The sequence below is a fragment of the Massilia sp. NP310 genome (assembly GCF_019443485.1).
Lineage (GTDB): Bacteria > Pseudomonadota > Gammaproteobacteria > Burkholderiales > Burkholderiaceae_D > Telluria > Telluria timonae.
Genome location: NZ_CP080379.1, coordinates 1613362 through 1630793 on the forward strand (window position 1 = coordinate 1613362; position 17432 = coordinate 1630793).

Annotated in this window: 18 protein-coding genes; 6 read left to right on the forward strand and 12 right to left on the reverse strand. The window is 65.8% G+C overall.

Annotated features, from left to right (window positions below):
- Positions 1-120: 120 nt before the first annotated feature.
- The 4 genes from frr to rpsB form a co-directional block, all read right to left on the reverse strand.
- Positions 121-681 carry a ribosome recycling factor gene (gene frr / locus KY496_RS07030; RefSeq protein WP_005667513.1) on the reverse strand — a complete coding sequence of 187 codons (561 nt, stop codon included), beginning with the start codon at positions 679-681 and terminating at the stop codon, positions 121-123.
- A gap of 28 nt (positions 682-709) precedes the next feature.
- Positions 710-1426 (reverse strand): UMP kinase, encoded by a 717-nt coding sequence (gene pyrH, locus KY496_RS07035; protein WP_005667511.1) that lies wholly within the window; start codon positions 1424-1426, stop codon positions 710-712.
- Positions 1427-1762: 336 nt separating this feature from the next.
- The gene (gene tsf, locus KY496_RS07040; protein ID WP_005667510.1) at positions 1763-2671 is read right to left on the reverse strand and encodes a translation elongation factor Ts; all 909 of its coding nucleotides are present in this window, start codon (positions 2669-2671) and stop codon (positions 1763-1765) included.
- Between the two features lie 134 nt (positions 2672-2805).
- On the reverse strand, positions 2806-3555 hold the full coding sequence (gene rpsB / locus KY496_RS07045; protein ID WP_005667508.1) for a 30S ribosomal protein S2: 750 nt from the start codon (positions 3553-3555) through the stop codon (positions 2806-2808).
- Between the two features lie 273 nt (positions 3556-3828).
- Between rpsB and map the strand changes: the two genes are divergently transcribed.
- The 3 genes from map to KY496_RS07060 are packed head-to-tail and all read left to right on the forward strand — an operon-like array spanning position 3829 to position 8045.
- Positions 3829-4674, forward strand: coding sequence for a type I methionyl aminopeptidase (gene map, locus KY496_RS07050; RefSeq protein WP_005667507.1), 846 nt, complete (start codon positions 3829-3831; stop codon positions 4672-4674).
- A gap of 11 nt (positions 4675-4685) precedes the next feature.
- Positions 4686-7268, forward strand: coding sequence for a [protein-PII] uridylyltransferase (locus KY496_RS07055; RefSeq protein WP_071362478.1), 2583 nt, complete (start codon positions 4686-4688; stop codon positions 7266-7268).
- Between the two features lie 30 nt (positions 7269-7298).
- On the forward strand, positions 7299-8045 hold the full coding sequence (locus tag KY496_RS07060) for a pseudouridine synthase (protein WP_219864335.1): 747 nt from the start codon (positions 7299-7301) through the stop codon (positions 8043-8045).
- Here the strand turns inward: KY496_RS07060 and KY496_RS07065 are convergent.
- From KY496_RS07065 to KY496_RS07100, 8 genes are all read right to left on the reverse strand, one after another.
- On the reverse strand, positions 8042-9055 hold the full coding sequence (locus tag KY496_RS07065; protein WP_219864336.1) for an aldo/keto reductase: 1014 nt from the start codon (positions 9053-9055) through the stop codon (positions 8042-8044). The genes KY496_RS07060 and KY496_RS07065 overlap by 4 nt on opposite strands.
- Before the next feature lie 88 nt (positions 9056-9143).
- The gene (locus KY496_RS07070; RefSeq protein WP_051205089.1) at positions 9144-10796 is read right to left on the reverse strand and encodes an ATP-binding protein; all 1653 of its coding nucleotides are present in this window, start codon (positions 10794-10796) and stop codon (positions 9144-9146) included.
- Between the two features lie 187 nt (positions 10797-10983).
- Complete coding sequence (locus KY496_RS07075) at positions 10984-11523, reverse strand: hypothetical protein (RefSeq protein ID WP_071362474.1); 540 nt, start codon at positions 11521-11523, stop codon at positions 10984-10986.
- Positions 11524-11629: 106 nt separating this feature from the next.
- A complete protein-coding gene (locus KY496_RS07080) occupies positions 11630-12046 on the reverse strand; it encodes a secondary thiamine-phosphate synthase enzyme YjbQ (RefSeq protein ID WP_219864337.1) in 417 nt (138 codons plus the stop codon).
- A gap of 76 nt (positions 12047-12122) precedes the next feature.
- Positions 12123-12851 carry an amino acid ABC transporter ATP-binding protein gene (locus KY496_RS07085; protein ID WP_219864338.1) on the reverse strand — a complete coding sequence of 243 codons (729 nt, stop codon included), beginning with the start codon at positions 12849-12851 and terminating at the stop codon, positions 12123-12125.
- A gap of 13 nt (positions 12852-12864) precedes the next feature.
- Positions 12865-13557 (reverse strand): amino acid ABC transporter permease, encoded by a 693-nt coding sequence (locus KY496_RS07090; protein WP_219864339.1) that lies wholly within the window; start codon positions 13555-13557, stop codon positions 12865-12867.
- Between the two features lie 10 nt (positions 13558-13567).
- Positions 13568-14260 carry an amino acid ABC transporter permease gene (locus KY496_RS07095; protein WP_219864340.1) on the reverse strand — a complete coding sequence of 231 codons (693 nt, stop codon included), beginning with the start codon at positions 14258-14260 and terminating at the stop codon, positions 13568-13570.
- Positions 14261-14268: 8 nt separating this feature from the next.
- The gene (locus KY496_RS07100; protein WP_219864341.1) at positions 14269-15099 is read right to left on the reverse strand and encodes an ABC transporter substrate-binding protein; all 831 of its coding nucleotides are present in this window, start codon (positions 15097-15099) and stop codon (positions 14269-14271) included.
- 178 nt (positions 15100-15277) lie between these two features.
- Here KY496_RS07100 and xth point away from each other — a divergent pair, with 178 nt between their 5' ends.
- The 3 genes from xth to KY496_RS07115 all read left to right on the forward strand — a co-directional run bounded on the left by xth (position 15278) and on the right by KY496_RS07115 (position 17425).
- Positions 15278-16063 (forward strand): exodeoxyribonuclease III, encoded by a 786-nt coding sequence (xth, locus tag KY496_RS07105; protein WP_184240330.1) that lies wholly within the window; start codon positions 15278-15280, stop codon positions 16061-16063.
- 77 nt (positions 16064-16140) lie between these two features.
- Entirely contained in the window at positions 16141-16716 is a 576-nt protein-coding gene (locus KY496_RS07110) for an MliC family protein (protein ID WP_184240328.1), read from the forward strand.
- Between the two features lie 82 nt (positions 16717-16798).
- The gene (locus KY496_RS07115; RefSeq protein WP_071362467.1) at positions 16799-17425 is read left to right on the forward strand and encodes a LysE family translocator; all 627 of its coding nucleotides are present in this window, start codon (positions 16799-16801) and stop codon (positions 17423-17425) included.
- Positions 17426-17432: the final 7 nt, after the last annotated feature.

Below are 17432 nucleotides of genomic sequence, written 5' to 3' on the forward strand. Positions count from 1 at the left end.
CGCCCGGGATGTATCCGCGGTGCGCAAATGGCCAATTTAGAATTGGACAATCATAAGGTAGGCGGACCGGCCGCGGCAAGCTGCCGGGGCCGGTCCGCAAGAAAGCCGTTGAGCTGGACCTTATACCGTCAGGATTTCCTTCTCTTTCTCGGCCAGCAGCTTGTCGATGTCGGCCACGGCCTTGTCGGTCAGCTTCTGGATCTCGTCCGAGGCGCGGCGCTCGTCGTCTTCCGACGCGGTCTTGTCCTTGACCATTTTCTTCAGCGCTTCGTTAGCGTCGCGACGGATATTGCGCACGGCAATTTTCGCGTCTTCGCCTTCCGATTTGGTCAGCTTGACCATTTCCTTGCGGCGCTCTTCGGTCAGCGGCGGGGTCGGCACGCGGATCATGTCGCCCTGGGCCGACGGGTTCAGGCCCAGGTCGGCGTCGCGGATGGCTTTTTCGATGGTCGCGGCCATTTTCTTTTCGAACGGCTGGACACCGATGGTGCGGGCGTCGACCAGGGTCAGGTTGGCGACCATCGGCAGCGCGGTCGGGGTGCCGTAGTACTCGACCATCACGTGGTCGAGGATGCCGGTGTGGGCGCGGCCGGTGCGGACCTTCGCCAGGTCGGCCTTCAGGGTCTCGATGGACTTGGCCATGCGCTCTTGCGCGTTCTTTTTGACGTCAGCCAGGGACATGCTGCTCTCCTTGTTGTTCAGTAATATTTTAAACGTGTACCAGTGTACCCTCGTCTTCGCCCATGATCACGCGGGTGAGCGCGCCGGGTTTGACGATGGAGAACACCTTGATCGGCAGTTTCTGGTCGCGGCACAGCGCGAAGGCGGTGGCGTCCATCACCTGCAGGTGCTTGGCGATGGCTTCGTCGAACGAGATGTTCTCGTAGCGGGTCGCGTGCGGGTCCTTCTTGGGGTCGGCGCTGTAGACGCCGTCGACCTTGGTGGCTTTCAGGACGATCTCGGCCGAGATCTCGGCGCCGCGCAGGGCGGCCGCGGTGTCGGTGGTGAAGAACGGGTTGCCGGTGCCGGCGGCGAACACGACGACCTTGCCTTCTTCCAGGTATTGCAGCGCTTTCGGGCGCACATAAGGCTCGACCACCTGCTCGATGCCGATCGCCGACATGACGCGGGCGGTGATGCCGACGTGGCGCATGGCGTCGGCCAGGGCCAGCGCGTTCATGACGGTGGCCAGCATACCCATGTAGTCGGCGGTGGCGCGGTCCATGCCCTGGGCGCCCGGGGCGACGCCGCGGAAGATGTTGCCGCCGCCGATCACGACCGCCACCTGCACGCCCAGCTTCGCCACTTCCGCCACGTCGGCCACCATGCGCTCGATGGTGGCGCGGTTGATGCCGAACGGGTCGTCGCCCATCAGCGCTTCGCCAGACAGTTTCAGGAGGACTCGTTGGTAGGCTGGTTTTGACATGATGAAGCGGCTCCTAATGTGATGTTTCGATGTTGCGAATTCGGGTCCGATCGACACCCCTAGGGTGCGATCTCATCTGCCTTGGAGGCGATGGCATTGTAAGGCGGGCGCTGCGCGCGGGGCGCTACGGTGTGCGCTGGACCTGGATTCCCGCCTGCGCGGGAACGACGTGCGAAAGGTGCGGACTGCGGAGCCTTCTTCGGCCCGCACCCCGTGAACGTCGTTCCCGCGCAGGCGGGAACCCCAGTTCGTCGTGCAGCCAGGAAATACAGCATGGCCGCCGCACACAAACGATCCCACCTTAAAAAAACGGACCTTGCGGCCCGTTCTTTTTGATTACTGCTTGTTTGCAGCCATCTGGGCTGCAACTTCGGCTGCGAAGTCGTCGACCTTCTTCTCGATGCCCTCGCCCACCACGTACATGGTGAATGCCTTGACGGTGGTGTTCGATGCCTTCAGGTATTGCTCGATCGACTGCTTGTCGTTCTTCACAAATGCCTGGTTCAGCAGCGACACTTCTTTCAGGTACTTCTGCACCGAACCGTCGATACGCTTGGCGACGATCTCTTCCGATTGTGGCTGCTTGCCTTCGGCGACGGCTTTTTCAGCGTCTTCCTTGGCCTTCAGTTCGGCGACCGAGCGCTCTTTTTCGATCATTTCGGCTGGCACTTGCTCCGACGACAGAGCGACCGGCTTCATTGCAGCGATGTGCATGGCCAGGTCCTTGCCGACTTGCTCGTCCGCGCCTTCGAAGTCGACGATGACGCCGATGCGGGTGCCGTGCAGGTACGAAGCCAGCTTGCCGGTGGTTTCGAAACGCTGGAAGCGACGCACGGTCATGTTCTCGCCGATCTTGCCGATCAGGGCGGTACGCACGTCGTCGAAGGTCTTGCCGTCGTGCGGCAGTGCTGCCAGGGCAGCGACGTCAGCCGGGTTGTTCTCGGCGACCAGCTTGGCGGCCAGGTTGACCATGGCCAGGAATTCTTCGTTCTTGGCGACGAAGTCGGTTTCGCTGTTGACTTCGACGATCGCGCCGACGTTGCCGGAGATGTAGGTTGCCACCACGCCTTCGGCGGTGATGCGCGCCGATGCCTTCGATGCCTTGCCGCCCAGCTTGACGCGCAGGATCTCTTCAGCACGACCCATGTCGCCGTCGGCTTCGGTCAGTGCTTTTTTGCATTCCATCATTGGCGCGTCGGTCTTCGCGCGCAGTTCGCCTACCATCGCTGCAGTAATCGCTGCCATGTTGATTTCTCCTAAATGTTTTATCCGGTTGCAGGTCGTTATGACAACGCCCCGCAGGTATTCAGCTTAAAAAAAGGGGGGCTCGTGTGTGCGGCGCCCCCTTCGATGTGTCAGCGAGCGAAGCTCGCCGTCACTTATGCTTGCTCGGAAACTTCGACGAAGTCGTCGCCGCCAGCCTTGACCATTTCAACGACTTCGTTGGTGGCGTTGGCGCGGCCTTCCAGGATCGCATCGGCGACGCCGCGTGCGTACAGGGTGATCGCTTTCGACGAGTCGTCGTTGCCTGGGATGACGTGGGTCACGCCTTCTGGCGAGTGGTTGGTATCGACGATGCCGATGACCGGGATGCCCAGCTTGCCGGCTTCGGTGATGGTGCCCTTGTGGTAGCCGACGTCGACGACGAAGATCGCGTCAGGCACGCCGCCCAGGTCCTTGATGCCGCCGATCGACTTTTGCAGCTTTTCCATTTCGCGCGAGAACAGCAGCGCTTCTTTCTTCGACATCTTCTCGACCGAACCGTCTTCGACTTGCGCTTCCATGTCTTTCAGACGCTTGATCGAGGTCTTGATGGTCTTGAAGTTGGTCAGCATGCCGCCCAACCAGCGCTGGTCGACGTAAGGCACGCCAGCGCGCTGTGCTTCAGCGGCGATGATGTCGCGCGCCTGGCGCTTGGTGCCGACCATCAGGATGGTGCCGCGGTTGGCCGAGATCTGCTTGATGGTCTTCATCGCATCCTGGTACATCGCCATGGTCTTTTCCAGGTTGATGATGTGGATCTTGTTGCGATGACCGAAGATGAACGGCGCCATCTTTGGGTTCCAGAAACGGGTCTGGTGGCCGAAGTGGATACCGGCTTCCAGCATTTCACGCATAGTAACGGACATGTAATTCTCCAGGGTTGGGTCTTGAATGTGGCCAGTCACCAGTCAGGCACCCTTTTAGGGCCACATTCGCGATTTCAATAAAATAAAAGATGCTTTTTACAACATTGCTCGATGCGAATCCGAGCAACCCGAGATTCTAGCGGGATTTGCCGTTTTGTTCAAGCGTGACGTGGGAGTGGCGATGGGGTCCGCCCTGAGGAAGGAATGTTTCCTCTATAATGAACCCTTATTGCCCAGACTTATGGCATCGACTACTGCAGGATAAGAATCCCTATGGCATCCACTCCCAAAACTCCCGAAGAAATCGAAGGCATGCGCGTCGCCTGCCGCCTCGGCTCGGAAGTGCTCGACTATATCACCCCGTTCGTGAAGCCCGGCGTCACCACCGGCGAACTCGACCGCCTGGCGTATGAATACATGGTCAACGTCCAGGGCACGACCCCGGCGACCCTGAACTACGCCCCGCCCGGCTACCCGCCCTTCCCCGGCTCGATCTGCACCTCGCTCAACGACGTGATCTGCCACGGCATCCCGGGCGATCGCGTGCTGAAATCGGGCGATGCGCTCAACATCGACATCACGCCGATCACCAAGGACGGCTACCACGGCGACAACAGCCGCATGTTCCTGGTCGGCGAGCCGTCGATCATGGCGCGCCGCCTGTCCGAGATCACCTTCGAGTGCATGTGGCTGGGCATCGCCGCGGTCAAGCCGGGCAAGCGCCTGGGCGACATCGGCCATGCGATCCAGCAGCACGCCGAAAAGGCCGGCTACAGCGTGGTGCGCGAGTTCTGCGGCCACGGCGTGGGCCGCGTGTTCCACGAAGAGCCGCAGGTGCTGCACTACGGCCGTCCCGGCACCCTGGAAGAGCTCAAACCCGGCATGATCTTCACCATCGAGCCGATGATCAACGCCGGCCGCCGCGACATCAAGGAAATGCCGGACGGCTGGACCATCAAGACCAAGGATCGCAGCCTGTCGGCCCAGTGGGAACACACGGTGCTGGTCACCGAGACCGGGGTCGAGGTGCTGACCATGTCGGCCGGCAGCCCGCCGCCGCCGGCCATCGTGCTGCCGCTCCTGAACCCGGGCGCGGTGCCGACCCTGGCCGCGGCCTGAAGGAGCCGCCCATGGGACAGGCCGCCCTGCTCGACACCGCCCGCACCACCTTGCGCCAGCGCCTGAAGGCCGAACGCCAGCTGGCGTTCCAGGCCTTCCAGGAAGACGGCAAGCCCGAGAAGCTCCTGCGCGGCCTGCGCCAGGTGGTCGACGGCGTCCTGCTCGACGCCTGGCAGGCCGCCGGCCTGCCCGACGACACCGCGCTGGTGGGCGTGGGCGGCTACGGGCGCGGCGAACTGTTCCCCTATTCCGACGTCGACCTCCTGATCCTGCTGGGACAGCCGGCCGACGCCATCACCCAGGCGCGCCTGGAAGGCCTGGTCCAGCTGCTGTGGGACCTGGGCCTGGAAATCGGCCACAGCATCCGCACCGTGGACGAGTGCCTGAGCGAGTCCGCCGCCGACATCACCGTGCAAACGAGCCTGCTGGAAGCGCGCCTGGTCACCGGCAGCGCGCCGCTGTTCGAGGAACTGCAGCGGCGCTACCGCGACGCCCTCGATCCGCAGGCCTTCTTCCAGGCCAAGACCGCCGAGATGCGGCTGCGCCACGCCAAGTACGAATACACCGCCTTCGCGCTCGAACCGAACGTGAAAGAAAGCCCGGGCGCGCTGCGCGACCTGCAGGTGATCCTGTGGGTGGCCAAGGCCGCGGGCCTGGCCGACACCTTCGGCCAGCTCGCCACGCGCGGCCTGATCACGCGCATGGAGGCGCGCCAGCTGCTGGAAAAGGAAAGCGCCTTCAAGGACATCCGCATCCGGCTGCACCTGCATACGAAAAGGCGCGAAGACCGGCTGGTGTTCGACGTCCAGACCGCGATCGCCGGCACGCTGGGCCTCACCGCCAGCGGCGAAGGGCCGGACGCGCGCCGCGCCAGCGAATTCCTGATGCAGCGTTACTACTGGGCCGCCAAGACCGTGACCCAGTTGAATACGATTTTGCTGCAGAACATCGAAGCCCAGCTGTTCCCGCAGCCGGCGGTGGCCTTCCCGATCAGCGCCCACTTCACCCAGGTGGGCAGCCTGATCGACGTGGTGGCCGACGACACCTTCGAAAAGCACCCGTCCGCCATCCTCGAGCTGTTCGTGGCGATGACCGAGCGCCGCGAACTCAAGGGATTGAGCGCGCGCGCCACGCGCGCCCTGTGGCATGCGCGCACGCTGATCGACGAGGCTTTCCGCGCCGACCCGGCGAACAAGGCGCTGTTCCTGCGTGTGCTGCAGGCGCCGCGCGGCCTGGTGCATGCGCTGCGCCGCATGAACGAATTCGGCATCCTGGGCCGCTACCTGCCGGCCTTCCGCAAGATCGTCGGCCAGATGCAGCATGACCTGTTCCACGTGTACACCGTGGACCAGCACATCATGATGGTGATCCGCAACCTGCGCCGCTTCACGATGCCGGAACACGCGCACGAATATCCGTTCTGCAGCCAGCTGATCGCCGACTTCCACGACCGCTGGCTGCTGTACGTGGCGGCCCTGTTCCACGACATCGCCAAGGGCCGCGGCGGCGACCACTCCAAGCTCGGCATGGATGACGCGCGCGCGTTCTGCCGCGACCACGGCATCAATGAAGAAGATACCGAGCTGGTGGTGTTCCTGGTCGAGCAGCACCTGACCATGTCGACGGTGGCGCAGAAGCAGGACTTGTCCGACCCCGACGTGATCCAGGCCTTCGCCGCCGTGGTCGGGGACGAGCGCCATCTGACCGCGCTGTACCTGCTGACCGTGGCCGACATCCGCGGCACCAGCCCCAAGGTGTGGAACGCCTGGAAGGCCAAGCTGCTGGAAGACCTGTACAAGGTCACGCTGCGCGTGCTGGGCGGCGAGCCGCATTCGGCCGACCGCGAGCTACGCACGCGCCAGAAGGAAGCGCTGGCCACCCTGCGCCTGTTCGGCCTGGACGCCAACGCCCACGAAGCGCTGTGGAAGCAGCTCGACGTGGCCTACTTCCTGCGCCACGACGCCTCCGACATCGCCTGGCAGACGCGCGCGCTGGTCGACAAGGTCGACAGCGACAAGCCGGTTGTCAAGGCGCGCCTGGCGCCGATCGGCGAAGGCCTGCAGGTGGCGGTCTACGTCAAGGACCAGCCCGACCTGTTCGCGCGCATCTGCAGCTACTTCGACCGCAAGAACTTCAGCATCCTGGACGCCAAGATCCACACCACGCGCCACGGCTATGCGCTGGACAGCTTCCTGGTAGCGGACGAGAACTTCGCCGGCAGCTACCGCGACATCATCAGCCTGATCGAGCACGAGCTCTGCTCCCAGCTGCTGTCGCAGGAGGCGCTGCCGCCGCTGGTGCGCGGACGCCTGTCGCGCGTGGCGCGCACCTTCCCGATCACGCCGACGGTCGAGCTGCGGCCGGACGAGCGCGGCCAGTTCCACGTGCTGTCGATCGCCGCCAACGACCGCATGGGCCTGCTGTACGCGATCGCCAGCGTGCTGGCGCGCTACCGGCTGAACCTGCACACGGCCAAGATCATGACCCTGGGCGAGCGCGTCGAGGACGTGTTCCTGATCGACGGCCCGGCCCTGAACAATCCACGCACCCAGGTGCAGCTCGAGACCGATCTTCTCGACGCCCTCAAGATTTGATTCACCCCTTTTTACAGTAAAGCTTTCTCGATGACCGAACCGCTCCGCCTCTCCAAACGTATGTCCGAACTCGGCCTGTGCTCGCGCCGCGAAGCCGATGAATGGATCGCCCGCGGCTGGGTGCGGGTGGACGGCAAGGTCGTCTCGGAACTGGGCAGCAAGGTGTTGCCGAACCAGCGCATCACGGTCGAGCGCCAGGCCGCGGCCGAGCAATCGAAACGCGTGACCATCCTGATCAACAAGCCGGTCGGCTACGTCAGCGGCCAGGCCGAGGATGGCTACACGCCGGCCGTCGCCCTGATCAAGCCCGAGAACCGCTGGGCGGAAGACCCGTCGAAGGAGCAGTTCCACCCGACCCAGCTGCGCAGCCTGGTGCCGTGCGGCCGGCTCGACATCGATTCGGTGGGTCTGCTCGTGCTGTCGCAGGACGGCCGCATCGCCAAGCACCTGATCGGCGAGACCACCAGCGTCGACAAGGAATACCTGGTGCGGGTGCAGTACACCAGGCCGGGCAAGCTGCCCGACAGCGACCTGAAAAAGCTCAATCACGGCCTGTGGATGGACGGCAAGCCGCTATTGCCGGCCAAGGTGCGCTGGCAGAACGAGGATCAGCTGAGCTTTACCCTGCGCGAAGGCAAGAAGCGCCAGATCCGGCGCATGTGCGATATGGTCGGGCTGAAGGTGGTGGGCCTCAAGCGCGTGCGCATCGGCAAGGTCAAGCTGGGCAACCTGCCGGAAGGCCAGTGGCGCTACCTGGCCCCGGAGGAGCAGTTTTAAGCCGCGCCTTGCAGCGCCGGCTTGCCGTTCGGTAGCGGCGCCTCTGCCGCCAGCAAACCCTCGGCCTTCAATTCTTCCCAGAACGCCGGCGGGATGACGATGTCCATCAGCGCCGCGTTACGCTGCAGGTGCGCCACGCTGCTGGCGCCGGGAATGGTCGCCACCACCACCGGATGCGCCAGCCCGAACTGCAGCGCCGCCGCCGGCAGGTCGACGCCGTGGCGCGCCGCCACCTGGCGCAGGCGCTCGCGCCGCGCGATCTTGTCGTCGTCCGCCGGGCCGTAGTCGTAGTTCGGGCCGCCGGCCAGGAAGCCGGAATTGAACGGCCCGCCCAGCACCACCTTCGCGCCGCGTTCCTCGCACAGCGGGAACAGTTCTTCCAATGGCGTGGTTTCCATCAGCGTATAGCGGCCGGCCAGCAGGAAGATGTCGGGATCGGAGTCGCGCAGCGCGCGCAGGCAGGGGTCGACCGTGTTCACGCCCAGGCCCCAGCCCTTGATCACGCCCTCCTCGCGCAGCCTGACCAGGCCTTCGAAGGCGCCGCCGCGGCCGGCCGCGATGGCGTAGTAGTGCTCGTACTCGGCCTGGCTGAAGCGGTCCGGCGACAGGTCGTGCACATACACGATGTCGATGTGCGACAGCGCCATGCGCTGCAGGCTGTCCTCGATCGAGCGGCGCGCGCCGTCGGCCGTGTAGTCGGTGACGCGCCGGAACGGCAAGCCGCCCACGAAGGGATCGGCGATCTCGGGCGTCTCGCTCGGCACCAGGATGCGGCCGACCTTGGACGACAGCGTGTATTCGTTGCGCGGACGGCGCCGCAGCGCCTGGCCGAAACGGTGCTCGGACAGGCCGGCACCGTAGTGCGGCGCGGTGTCGACATAGCGGATGCCGGCGTCCCAGGCGGCGTCGACGGTGGCTTGCGCAGCCTCTTCGCTGGTCTTGTGGTACATATCGCCCAGGCCGGTGCCGCCCAGGCCCAGGCGTGTGATGGGTTGGTAACGCTGAGTCATCGTTCTGTCCTTTCTCGACTGATCGGACAGATTCTGCCTGCCCCGCGACCTTGCCGGCGCACGCCAGCGCTGCAGCGCAACACCGCCTTCACGCCGCGCGCCGGCTCTCGATCTGCATCAGGGCGGCGCCCAGGACGTCGAGGTCGACCGGCTTGGCGAACAGGTCGTGGAAGCCCGCCGCCAGCGCCTGCGCCCGGTCCTTCTGTTGCGCATAGCCGCTCACCGCGATCAGGATCGCCTGCGCCGCGCCTGGCTGCTTGCGCAGCGCGGCGGCCAGCTCGTAACCGTTCATCTCGGGCAGGCCGATGTCGAGCAGGCACACATCCGGCCCAAAGGCCGGCAGCGCGGCCAGGGCCTCGCGCGCGGAGTGGGCGACCAGCACCGTGTGCCCCAGGGTTTCGAGCAGCAGCGACAGCGTGACCGCCGCGTCCTCGTTGTCGTCGACCACGCCGATGCGCAGCGCCGGCACGCTGGCGCGCGGCGGGCTGCGGTCGCGCGCGCGCCGCTCGACCTGGGCGCGCGTCGACAGCGGCAGGCTGACGTGGAAGGTGCTGCCCTGCCCCGGACCTTCGCTGCTGGCGCTGACCGCGCCGCCGTGCAGCTTGAGCAGGCTGCGTACCAGCGCCAGCCCGATGCCCAGGCCGCCCTGGCTGCGGTCCAGGCCCCGCGCCCCTTGCGCGAACAGGTCGAAGGCGCTGGCGATCAGGTCGGGCGACATGCCGATGCCGTCGTCGCGGATGTCGACCGCCAGCGCGCCGCCGTCCGTCGTCAGGCGCACCTCGATGTGACCGCCTTCGAGCGTGTACTTGGCGGCGTTGCTGAGCAGGTTGGTCATGACCTGCACCAGGCGCTTGCGGTCGCCCACCACGATGGCGCGCGCCGGCGGCAGGTCGACGGTCAGGCGGTGCCGGTGCTTCTCGATCAGCGGGCGCACCTGTTCGACGGCGTCGGCGATGACGTCCTTGAATTCCAGTTCGCGCAATTCGAGCTCCACCTTGCCGCGGGTGACGCGCGAGACGTCCAGCAGGTCGTCGATCAGCGACGTCATGTGGCCGGCCTGGCGCGCCACGATCTCGCTGGCGCGCTGCACCATCGCGGGGTCGAGGTTGAAATTGGACAGCATGGTGGCGGCCGAGACGATCGGCGCCAGCGGATTGCGCAGCTCGTGGGCCAGCATGGCGAGGAATTCATCCTTGCGCTGGTCGGCCTGGCGCAGCGCCGCGATCAGGGCCTCCTGCTCGGTCATCGCCTTGCGCAGCTCGATCTGGCTCATGACCTGGTGCGCCAGGGTGGCCAGCACGAACTGCTCCTGCTCGCTCAAGCCCTGCGGCCGCGGCTTGTTGTCCAGCACGCACAAGGTGCCGAGCGGGACGCCGTCGCGCGTCTTGAGCAGGGCCCCGGCGTAAAAGCGCAGCCCGGCGTCCTTCGTCACCAGCGGATTGCAGCGGAAGCGCGGGTCCTCGCGCGTGTCGGGCACGATCAGCTGCTGCTCCTCGAGCAGCGCGAAGCGGCAGATCGAATCGTCCAGCGGCATCTCGCGCATGCCCAGGCCGATCTCGGACTTGAACCACTGGCGGCCGCGCGCGATCAGGTTGACCGCCACGATCGGCGCGGCCAGCAACTGGCTGACGAGGCGCACGACGTCGTCGAACGAACGCTCGGGCGGAGTGTCGAGGATGCCGTAGGAATCGAGGACGGCGAGGCGCGCTTCTTCGTCGAGGGTGGCGGTGCTGGACGTCATGGATGGTCGGAGGTGGCGAAAACGGGCCGACAACACGCCGGCTGGCCGCCAATTATAGGAACAAAGCCGCGCTTGCGGCCACACGGAACGTCCTGGAAAGCTTGCCGCGCGTCTCGCGAGCGCCGCGCCGTGGCCATCACGCCGACGCGGTCAGTCTTGTGCGAGATGGTAGCAGCCAGTGATTATCTCAGGCCACGCCCGGACGCAGCCGGCGCCACAACGCGCGCCCCGCCGCATGCACCAGCCATGAAAACAGCGCGATGACGGCCCCGAACATGGCCGGCAGGATCGGCCCAGCCACGAAATTCATGGCCAGTACGAAGCCCAGCAGGTATTCGGCATGCCACAGGCGCACCACGAGGGCCAGCGCCAGCAGGCCGAAGAAGACGTAGTCGACCAGGGGACTGCCGGCCGCGAACAGCGCCGCCAGCGTGGCGCCGTAGGCCAGCGCGCACAGGAAGGCGACGAGGGGAGCCGGCCTGAGCGAAAGCCCGCCAGTGGCGGCAAGCCGTGCGCGGCGCTCGACCCTGCCGACGGTCCACCAGGTCAGCAGCGGCACCAGCAACAGGCCCCACCAGTTGGACACCGCGGGCAACTCGGGATTGGCCAGCAGGTGATGCGACAGCACGCCGCCATGCAGATGCTCGCGCGCGAGCAGGGCCAGTTCGGCGCACAGCGCCAGCAGAGTCAGGAGGGTGCGGCGACGGCTCGCGGAGGCGGCGTTCATGGGGTCCTGGACGTGGAAGAGCTCGAGCGCTTCACACTACCAGAAGTCGCGGCCCCGATCCACGCCGGGAGCGGATTCCATGCCGCCGTCATAATATGCATATGTTTCAATCGCCCAGCACCGTGACGACCAGCCGGCGCCGGTGCGGGGCCGTGCGGTGTTCCCACAGGTAGATGCCCTGCCAGGTGCCCAGCAACAGCCGCCCTGCCCCGACCGGAACCGTGAGCGCGGTGTCGGTGAGCATGGTGCGGCCGTGGGCCGACATATCGTCCGGCCCTTCGGCGTCGTGGCGATAGGCCGGATCGCCGTCCGGCGCCAGGCGTGCGACGATGGTTTCCAGGTCGCGCCGCACGTCGCCGTCGGCGTTCTCGGTAAGCAGCAGCGAGCAGCTGGTGTGCTGCACGAAGACGTGGACCAGACCGCATTGCAGCGTCGATGCCGCGACCACGGCGGCGACGTCGCGCGTGATGTCGCGGGTGCCGCGCCCGCTGGTCGAAAATTCGAGGATGGTCTGGTGCGCCATGCTGCCGTCCTGTGATGAAAGCCGTGGGGCTCCATCATACCAGCGGCGCGTCTCGCCTAACCTCGCCTAACCTCGCCTAATCGCGGCGGCGGTCGGCCAGGAACTGCTGCGCGCGCGGGTGTCGTGGATGGGCGAAGAATTCCTGCGGCGTGGCCTGTTCCAGGATCTTCCCTTCGGCCATGAACCAGACGCGGTCGGCCACGTCGCGCGCAAAGCCCATCTCGTGGGTCACGCACACCATCGTCATCCCCTCTCCCGCCAGCGACCGCATCACCTGCAGCACCTCGCCCACCATCTCGGGGTCGAGCGCGCTGGTCGGCTCGTCGAACAGCATGATCGGCGGACGCATGGCCAGCGCGCGCGCGATGGCCACGCGCTGCTGCTGGCCGCCCGACAGCGCGTTCGGATAGGCGTCGGCCTTGTGCGCCAGGCCGACCCGCTCGAGCAGCCCCATGGCGTGTTCGCGGGCCTCGGCCCTGGTCGCCCGTTTCAGCTTGACCGGCGCCAGCGTGCAATTCTCGAGCGCTGTCAGGTGCGGGAACAGATTGAAGCTCTGGAACACGAAACCGATGCCGGCGCGCAGCGCGTTGACATCCAGGCCCCTGGCGTGGATGTCGCGGCCGTCGATCTCGATGCGGCCGGAATCGATCTCTTCCAGCCGGTTGAGGGTGCGGATCAGGGTCGACTTGCCGGAGCCGGACGGCCCGCACACCACCAGCACCTCGTTGTTCCCGACGCGCTCGGTGATGTCCACCAGCGCGTGGTAGTCGCCGTAGTATTTGTTGACTTTATCGAGGACGATCATCGTTGGTGGACTTTCATGAAGCTTGCGCAGTGCGGCGCTGCAGGCGCCGCTCGAGCAGGAAGGCCAGGCGGGACAGGCCGAAACACAGGATGAAATAGGTCAGCGCCAGGATCAGGTACACCTCCACCGCCCGGGTGAACACCAGGGTATTGATCTGGGTGGCGATGAACGACACTTCCGACAGACCGATGATGTAGCCGAGCGAAGTCGCCTTGATGGTCGAGACCAGCTGGTTGACGATCGACGGCAGGCCATGGCGCAGGGTCTGCGGCAGCACCACGTGGCGCAGCGCGGCGCCATAGCCCAGGCCCAGCGAACGGGCGCTCTCCAGCTGCCCCTTGGGCAACGCGCGCAGGCCGGCGGCCACGATCTCGGCCAGGTAGACGCTGTCGAACACCACCAGCACCATCAGCATCGTGGTCGCCTGCGAGGTCTTGACGCCGGTGACGGCGGGCAGGAAGAAATACACCCAGAACAGCACCAGCAGCAGCGGCACGGCGCGCACCACCTGCACCAGGCCGGCCACCGGCAGGCTGATCGCGCGATACGGGCTGACGCGGGCAATGCCGAGCAGCAGGCCGAGCGGCATCGCCAGCACCAGCGCGGCGCCCGACAGCAGGATGGTCAGCACCAGGCCGCCGAGCGGCCCTTCAGGATATTGGCCGACCAGGAAGTACAGCCAGTAGGTATCGATCAGCTCGAGCATCCGTCGTCTTTCAGGCCGTCCTCACCGGATAGCGGCGCTGGAACAGGTAAGCGAGCAGCGAGATCACGAGCGAGACCGTCAGGTAGGCCAGCGTGGCGAAGGTGAACGCCTCCAGGCTGCGAAAACTGGCCGTTTCCACGCGCGCGGCCTGGTACATCAACTCCGCGGCGCCGATGACGGTGGCCACGCTCGTGTCCTTCCACAGGTTGACGGTCTGCGACAGCAGCGGCGGCACCGAGGCGCGCAGCGCCTGCGGCAGCAGCACCAGGCGCACCGCGGCCACCCGCCCCAGGCCCAGCGAACGCGCGGCCTCGAGCTGGATCGCGGACACGGCGCGGATGCCGCTGCGGATGTCCTCGGCCATGTGCACGCCGGCGTACAGCGTCAATGCGATGACGGCGCAGACCACTTCGGGGTTGTTCGCGTACAGGACTTCGCGCGCGGACTCCGGCAGCAGTTCGGGAAACGCGAAGTACCAGAACAGCAGGTGCGCCAGCAGCGGCACGTTGCGGATCGCCTCGACCAGCGTCGCGCCGAGCGCGCGCAGCGGCGCGAAGGTCGAGGTGCGCATCAGCGCCACCAGCGCGCCGAAGGGCAGCGCGAAGGCGAAGCTGATGACGGTCAGCTGGATCGACAGGATGAATCCCTGCACCAGCCAGTCGTGGTACTCGCCGGACTGCAGGATGGTCGGATCGAAGAACAAGACCAGGCTCAGATCTGGTCGGTGTGGATCTTGAAGCTGCGCTTGGCGAGGTTGGTGCGGGTGCCGGGGCCATACCATTTATTGAACAGCTGCTGGGCGGCGCCGCTGCTTTCCAGCTCGCGCAGGGTCTGGTCGACCGCCGCCTTCAGGCCCTTCTCGCCCTTGCGCAGGCCGAGCGCGAGCGGCTCGTTGCCGATCGACGGCGCCAGGATCGTGAAGCCCTTGGCGGCAGGGCCCAGCTTGCCGTAGTCGGACAGCAGCGAGGATTCGTCGTTGACGTAGGCGACGCCTTTCCCCTGGCGCAGCGCCTGGAAGGCTTGCTGGGTGTTCTCGAACGTCACCACCTCGACGTTCGGCACCGCCTTGCGGATATTCGTTTCCTGGGTGCCGCCGCGCACGGTCAGCACCTTCTTGCCGGCCAGTTGCGGCAAGCCGGTAATGCCGCTGGCCGCGCGCACCATGACCTTGGAACCGGTCACGAAGTGGGTCAGCGCGAAATCGACCTGCGATTCGCGCTCCTTGTTGTGGGTGAGCGAAGCGGCCAGGATGTCGACGTGGCCCTGCTGCAGCTCGGGAATGCGGGCGGCGACCGAGATCTGCTTGAACACCGGTTTCACGCCCAGCTTCTTCGCCACCGCATTGGCGATGTCGATCTCGTAGCCGACCAGCTGGCGCGATGTCGGGTCGATGAAGCTGTTCGGTTCATCGGTGCCGAGCACGCCGAACACGATCTGCCCCTTCTTCTTGATGTCGGCCAGCTGGTCGGCGTGCGCCAGGCCGGCAGACAGCGAGACGCCCAGGGCGAAGGTGCTCAGGATAAGGTGACGGCGAGTGAACATTGATGCTCCGGCTAGGATGTCGATCTTGCGAGTATAGAACAAACGCTTATATCGAAAAACGACTAATTTGCCATAAGAAAATGTCGAAAAACTCATATAGAGCGGCGCCGGCGATGCTAGCCGTGCGCCGACCGCAAGAAATTGTTGTCATAATTACCTCAACCCGATCGGAGAAGCCATGCTCGTCGTAACCTACAATGTCAACAGCATCAACAGCCGGCTGGACGCCCTCGTCCAGTACCTCGGCGAGCGCCAGCCCGACGTCGTCTGCCTGCAGGAACTCAAGGCCCCGCAAGACAAGTTCCCGCTGCAGGCGATCCAGGACGCCGGCTACCACGCCCTCTGGCACGGCCAGAAAAGCTGGAACGGCGTGGCGATCATCACCCGCGAGCCCGCGCAAGAGGTGCAGCGCGGCCTGCCGGGCGACGAAACCGACGAGCAAAGCCGCTACATCGAGGCGGTCTACAAGGGCATCCTCATTGCCGGCCTCTACCTGCCGAACGGGAACCCGGCGCCGGGACCCAAGTTCGACTACAAGCTGGCCTGGATGGAGCGCCTGCGCCTGCGCGGCCTCGAGCTGCTGGCCCAGGGCATACCGGCGGTGCTGGCGGGCGACTTCAACGTCATCCCGACCGAGCGCGACGTCTACAAGCCCGAGCGCTGGGTCGACGACGCCCTGTTCCGTCCCGAGACCCGCGCCGCCTTCGAGCGCCTGATCGACCAGGGCTGGCTCGATTCGCTGCGCGCCATCCACCCGGACGAGACGATCTACACCTTCTGGGATTACTTCCGCAACGCCTTCGGGCGCGACGCCGGCATCCGCATCGATCACCTGCTGCTCAGCCCCAGGCTGCAGCCGGCGCTGAAGGATGCCGGGGTCGACAAGTTCGTGCGCGGCCGCGAAAAGCCGAGCGACCATGCGCCGACCTGGGTCGAACTCGATCTGGCGAAGATCGCGGAGTAAACGACCTGAACTACCTGACCGGCGCTTGCGCATGACGCCGCATCGCCGCCCCACCCTCGCATAACAAGGAGCACACCATGAAACGACTACTCATCGCCGCCGCCGTCCTGGCCCTGCCCCTGGGCGCCCAGGCCGTCTCGATGCCCGGCTTCTGCGCGCGCGGCATCGGCACTGCCGAAGCCAAGATCTGCCAGGCTCCGGGTTCGGCCGAATCCGAAGGCATGGTCTACGCCCTGTACCGCGCCGCGCTCGAAAAACTCGACGCCGGCGCCGGCAAGGAACTGCAGGAACAGCACACCAAGTGGTGGGACGGCGTGAAGCAATGCGCCGAGTCCAAAGACATGAACGGCTGCCTCAACAACGCCTACGGCAGCCGCCTGCTGCAGTTGCAATCGACCTACAAGCTGGTCAAGACCACCGGTCCGGTCGCCTTCACCTGCGGCGACGGCAGCAAGATCAGCGCCACCTTCCTCGACACCACGCCGGCCTCGATGGTCGCGGTGCGCGACAAGGAACACGTGCTGCTGCGCGGCGAAAAGACCGCCAGCGGCATCGCCTACGGCAACCGCAGCGAGGAATTCAAGGAACACCAGGGCAAGGTCACCATCAAATGGGGCGCCAATGCCAAGGAGCTGAGCTGCAAGAAGTCGTAAGCCTGCAGGAGCCTGTCCCGGCTCTGTCACGACGGACGGACATGCGTTAAGCTGTTCGTCCGTTTCATTTTCAGACACCCGCATGCTCTCGCCCGAACAACTCTTCGGCTTTCTCGCCGCCGCCGTCCTGATCACCCTCTCGCCCGGCCCCGACAACCTGATGGTGCTCAGCACCGGCATCGCCAAGGGCCGCCTGCGCGGCATCGCCTTCGGGCTCGGATGCGCCTTCGGCTGCATCAGCCATACGGTGCTGGCCGTGATCGGCGTCAGCGCGCTGATCGCGGCCTCGCCGGCGGCCTTCACCGCGCTCAAGGTGGCGGGCGGCCTGTACCTGATCTGGATGGGATGGGGCGCGGTCAAGAGCCGCGGCGGCGCGCGCGTGACGACTGCCGGCGCATCCGACGAACCGGCCGGACGGCTGTTCGTCAAGGGGCTGGTGGCCGCCGCCATCAATCCCAAGGTGGTGCTGTTCTTCCTGTCGTTCCTGCCGCAGTTCGTGGTCGCCGCGCGCGGCGACGCCAACCTGCAGATCGGCCTGCTGGGCATCGTGTTCACCCTGCAGGCAGCCGTCATCTTCGGCGCGCTCGGCTATTTTTCGGGGACGATCGGCCAGTGGCTCAACCGCACGCCCACGGCCGGCATGTGGCTGGACCGGATCGCGGGGGCGGTGTTCATCGGCTTGGGATTGCGCCTGATCGTGGCGCGCTGAAAAAAAG

What these genes read in the sequence shown, in the direction of transcription:
- KY496_RS07075 (WP_071362474.1), bottom strand. Translation starts at nt 11,523, where the DNA reads ATGAACGCCGCCTCCGCGAGCCGTCGCCGCACCCTCCTGACTCTGCTG.
- KY496_RS07115 (WP_071362467.1), top strand. Translation starts at nt 16,799, where the DNA reads ATGCTCTCGCCCGAACAACTCTTCGGCTTTCTCGCCGCCGCCGTCCTG.
- KY496_RS07070 (WP_051205089.1), bottom strand. Translation starts at nt 10,796, where the DNA reads ATGACGTCCAGCACCGCCACCCTCGACGAAGAAGCGCGCCTCGCCGTC.
- KY496_RS07090 (WP_219864339.1), bottom strand. Translation starts at nt 13,557, where the DNA reads ATGCTCGAGCTGATCGATACCTACTGGCTGTACTTCCTGGTCGGCCAA.
- pyrH (WP_005667511.1), bottom strand. Translation starts at nt 1,426, where the DNA reads ATGTCAAAACCAGCCTACCAACGAGTCCTCCTGAAACTGTCTGGCGAA.
- xth (WP_184240330.1), top strand. Translation starts at nt 15,278, where the DNA reads ATGCTCGTCGTAACCTACAATGTCAACAGCATCAACAGCCGGCTGGAC.
- KY496_RS07100 (WP_219864341.1), bottom strand. Translation starts at nt 15,099, where the DNA reads ATGTTCACTCGCCGTCACCTTATCCTGAGCACCTTCGCCCTGGGCGTC.
- KY496_RS07080 (WP_219864337.1), bottom strand. Translation starts at nt 12,046, where the DNA reads ATGGCGCACCAGACCATCCTCGAATTTTCGACCAGCGGGCGCGGCACC.
- tsf (WP_005667510.1), bottom strand. Translation starts at nt 2,671, where the DNA reads ATGGCAGCGATTACTGCAGCGATGGTAGGCGAACTGCGCGCGAAGACC.
- rpsB (WP_005667508.1), bottom strand. Translation starts at nt 3,555, where the DNA reads ATGTCCGTTACTATGCGTGAAATGCTGGAAGCCGGTATCCACTTCGGC.
- frr (WP_005667513.1), bottom strand. Translation starts at nt 681, where the DNA reads ATGTCCCTGGCTGACGTCAAAAAGAACGCGCAAGAGCGCATGGCCAAG.
- KY496_RS07110 (WP_184240328.1), top strand. Translation starts at nt 16,141, where the DNA reads ATGAAACGACTACTCATCGCCGCCGCCGTCCTGGCCCTGCCCCTGGGC.
- KY496_RS07065 (WP_219864336.1), bottom strand. Translation starts at nt 9,055, where the DNA reads ATGACTCAGCGTTACCAACCCATCACACGCCTGGGCCTGGGCGGCACC.
- KY496_RS07060 (WP_219864335.1), top strand. Translation starts at nt 7,299, where the DNA reads ATGACCGAACCGCTCCGCCTCTCCAAACGTATGTCCGAACTCGGCCTG.
- map (WP_005667507.1), top strand. Translation starts at nt 3,829, where the DNA reads ATGGCATCCACTCCCAAAACTCCCGAAGAAATCGAAGGCATGCGCGTC.
- KY496_RS07055 (WP_071362478.1), top strand. Translation starts at nt 4,686, where the DNA reads ATGGGACAGGCCGCCCTGCTCGACACCGCCCGCACCACCTTGCGCCAG.
- KY496_RS07085 (WP_219864338.1), bottom strand. Translation starts at nt 12,851, where the DNA reads ATGATCGTCCTCGATAAAGTCAACAAATACTACGGCGACTACCACGCG.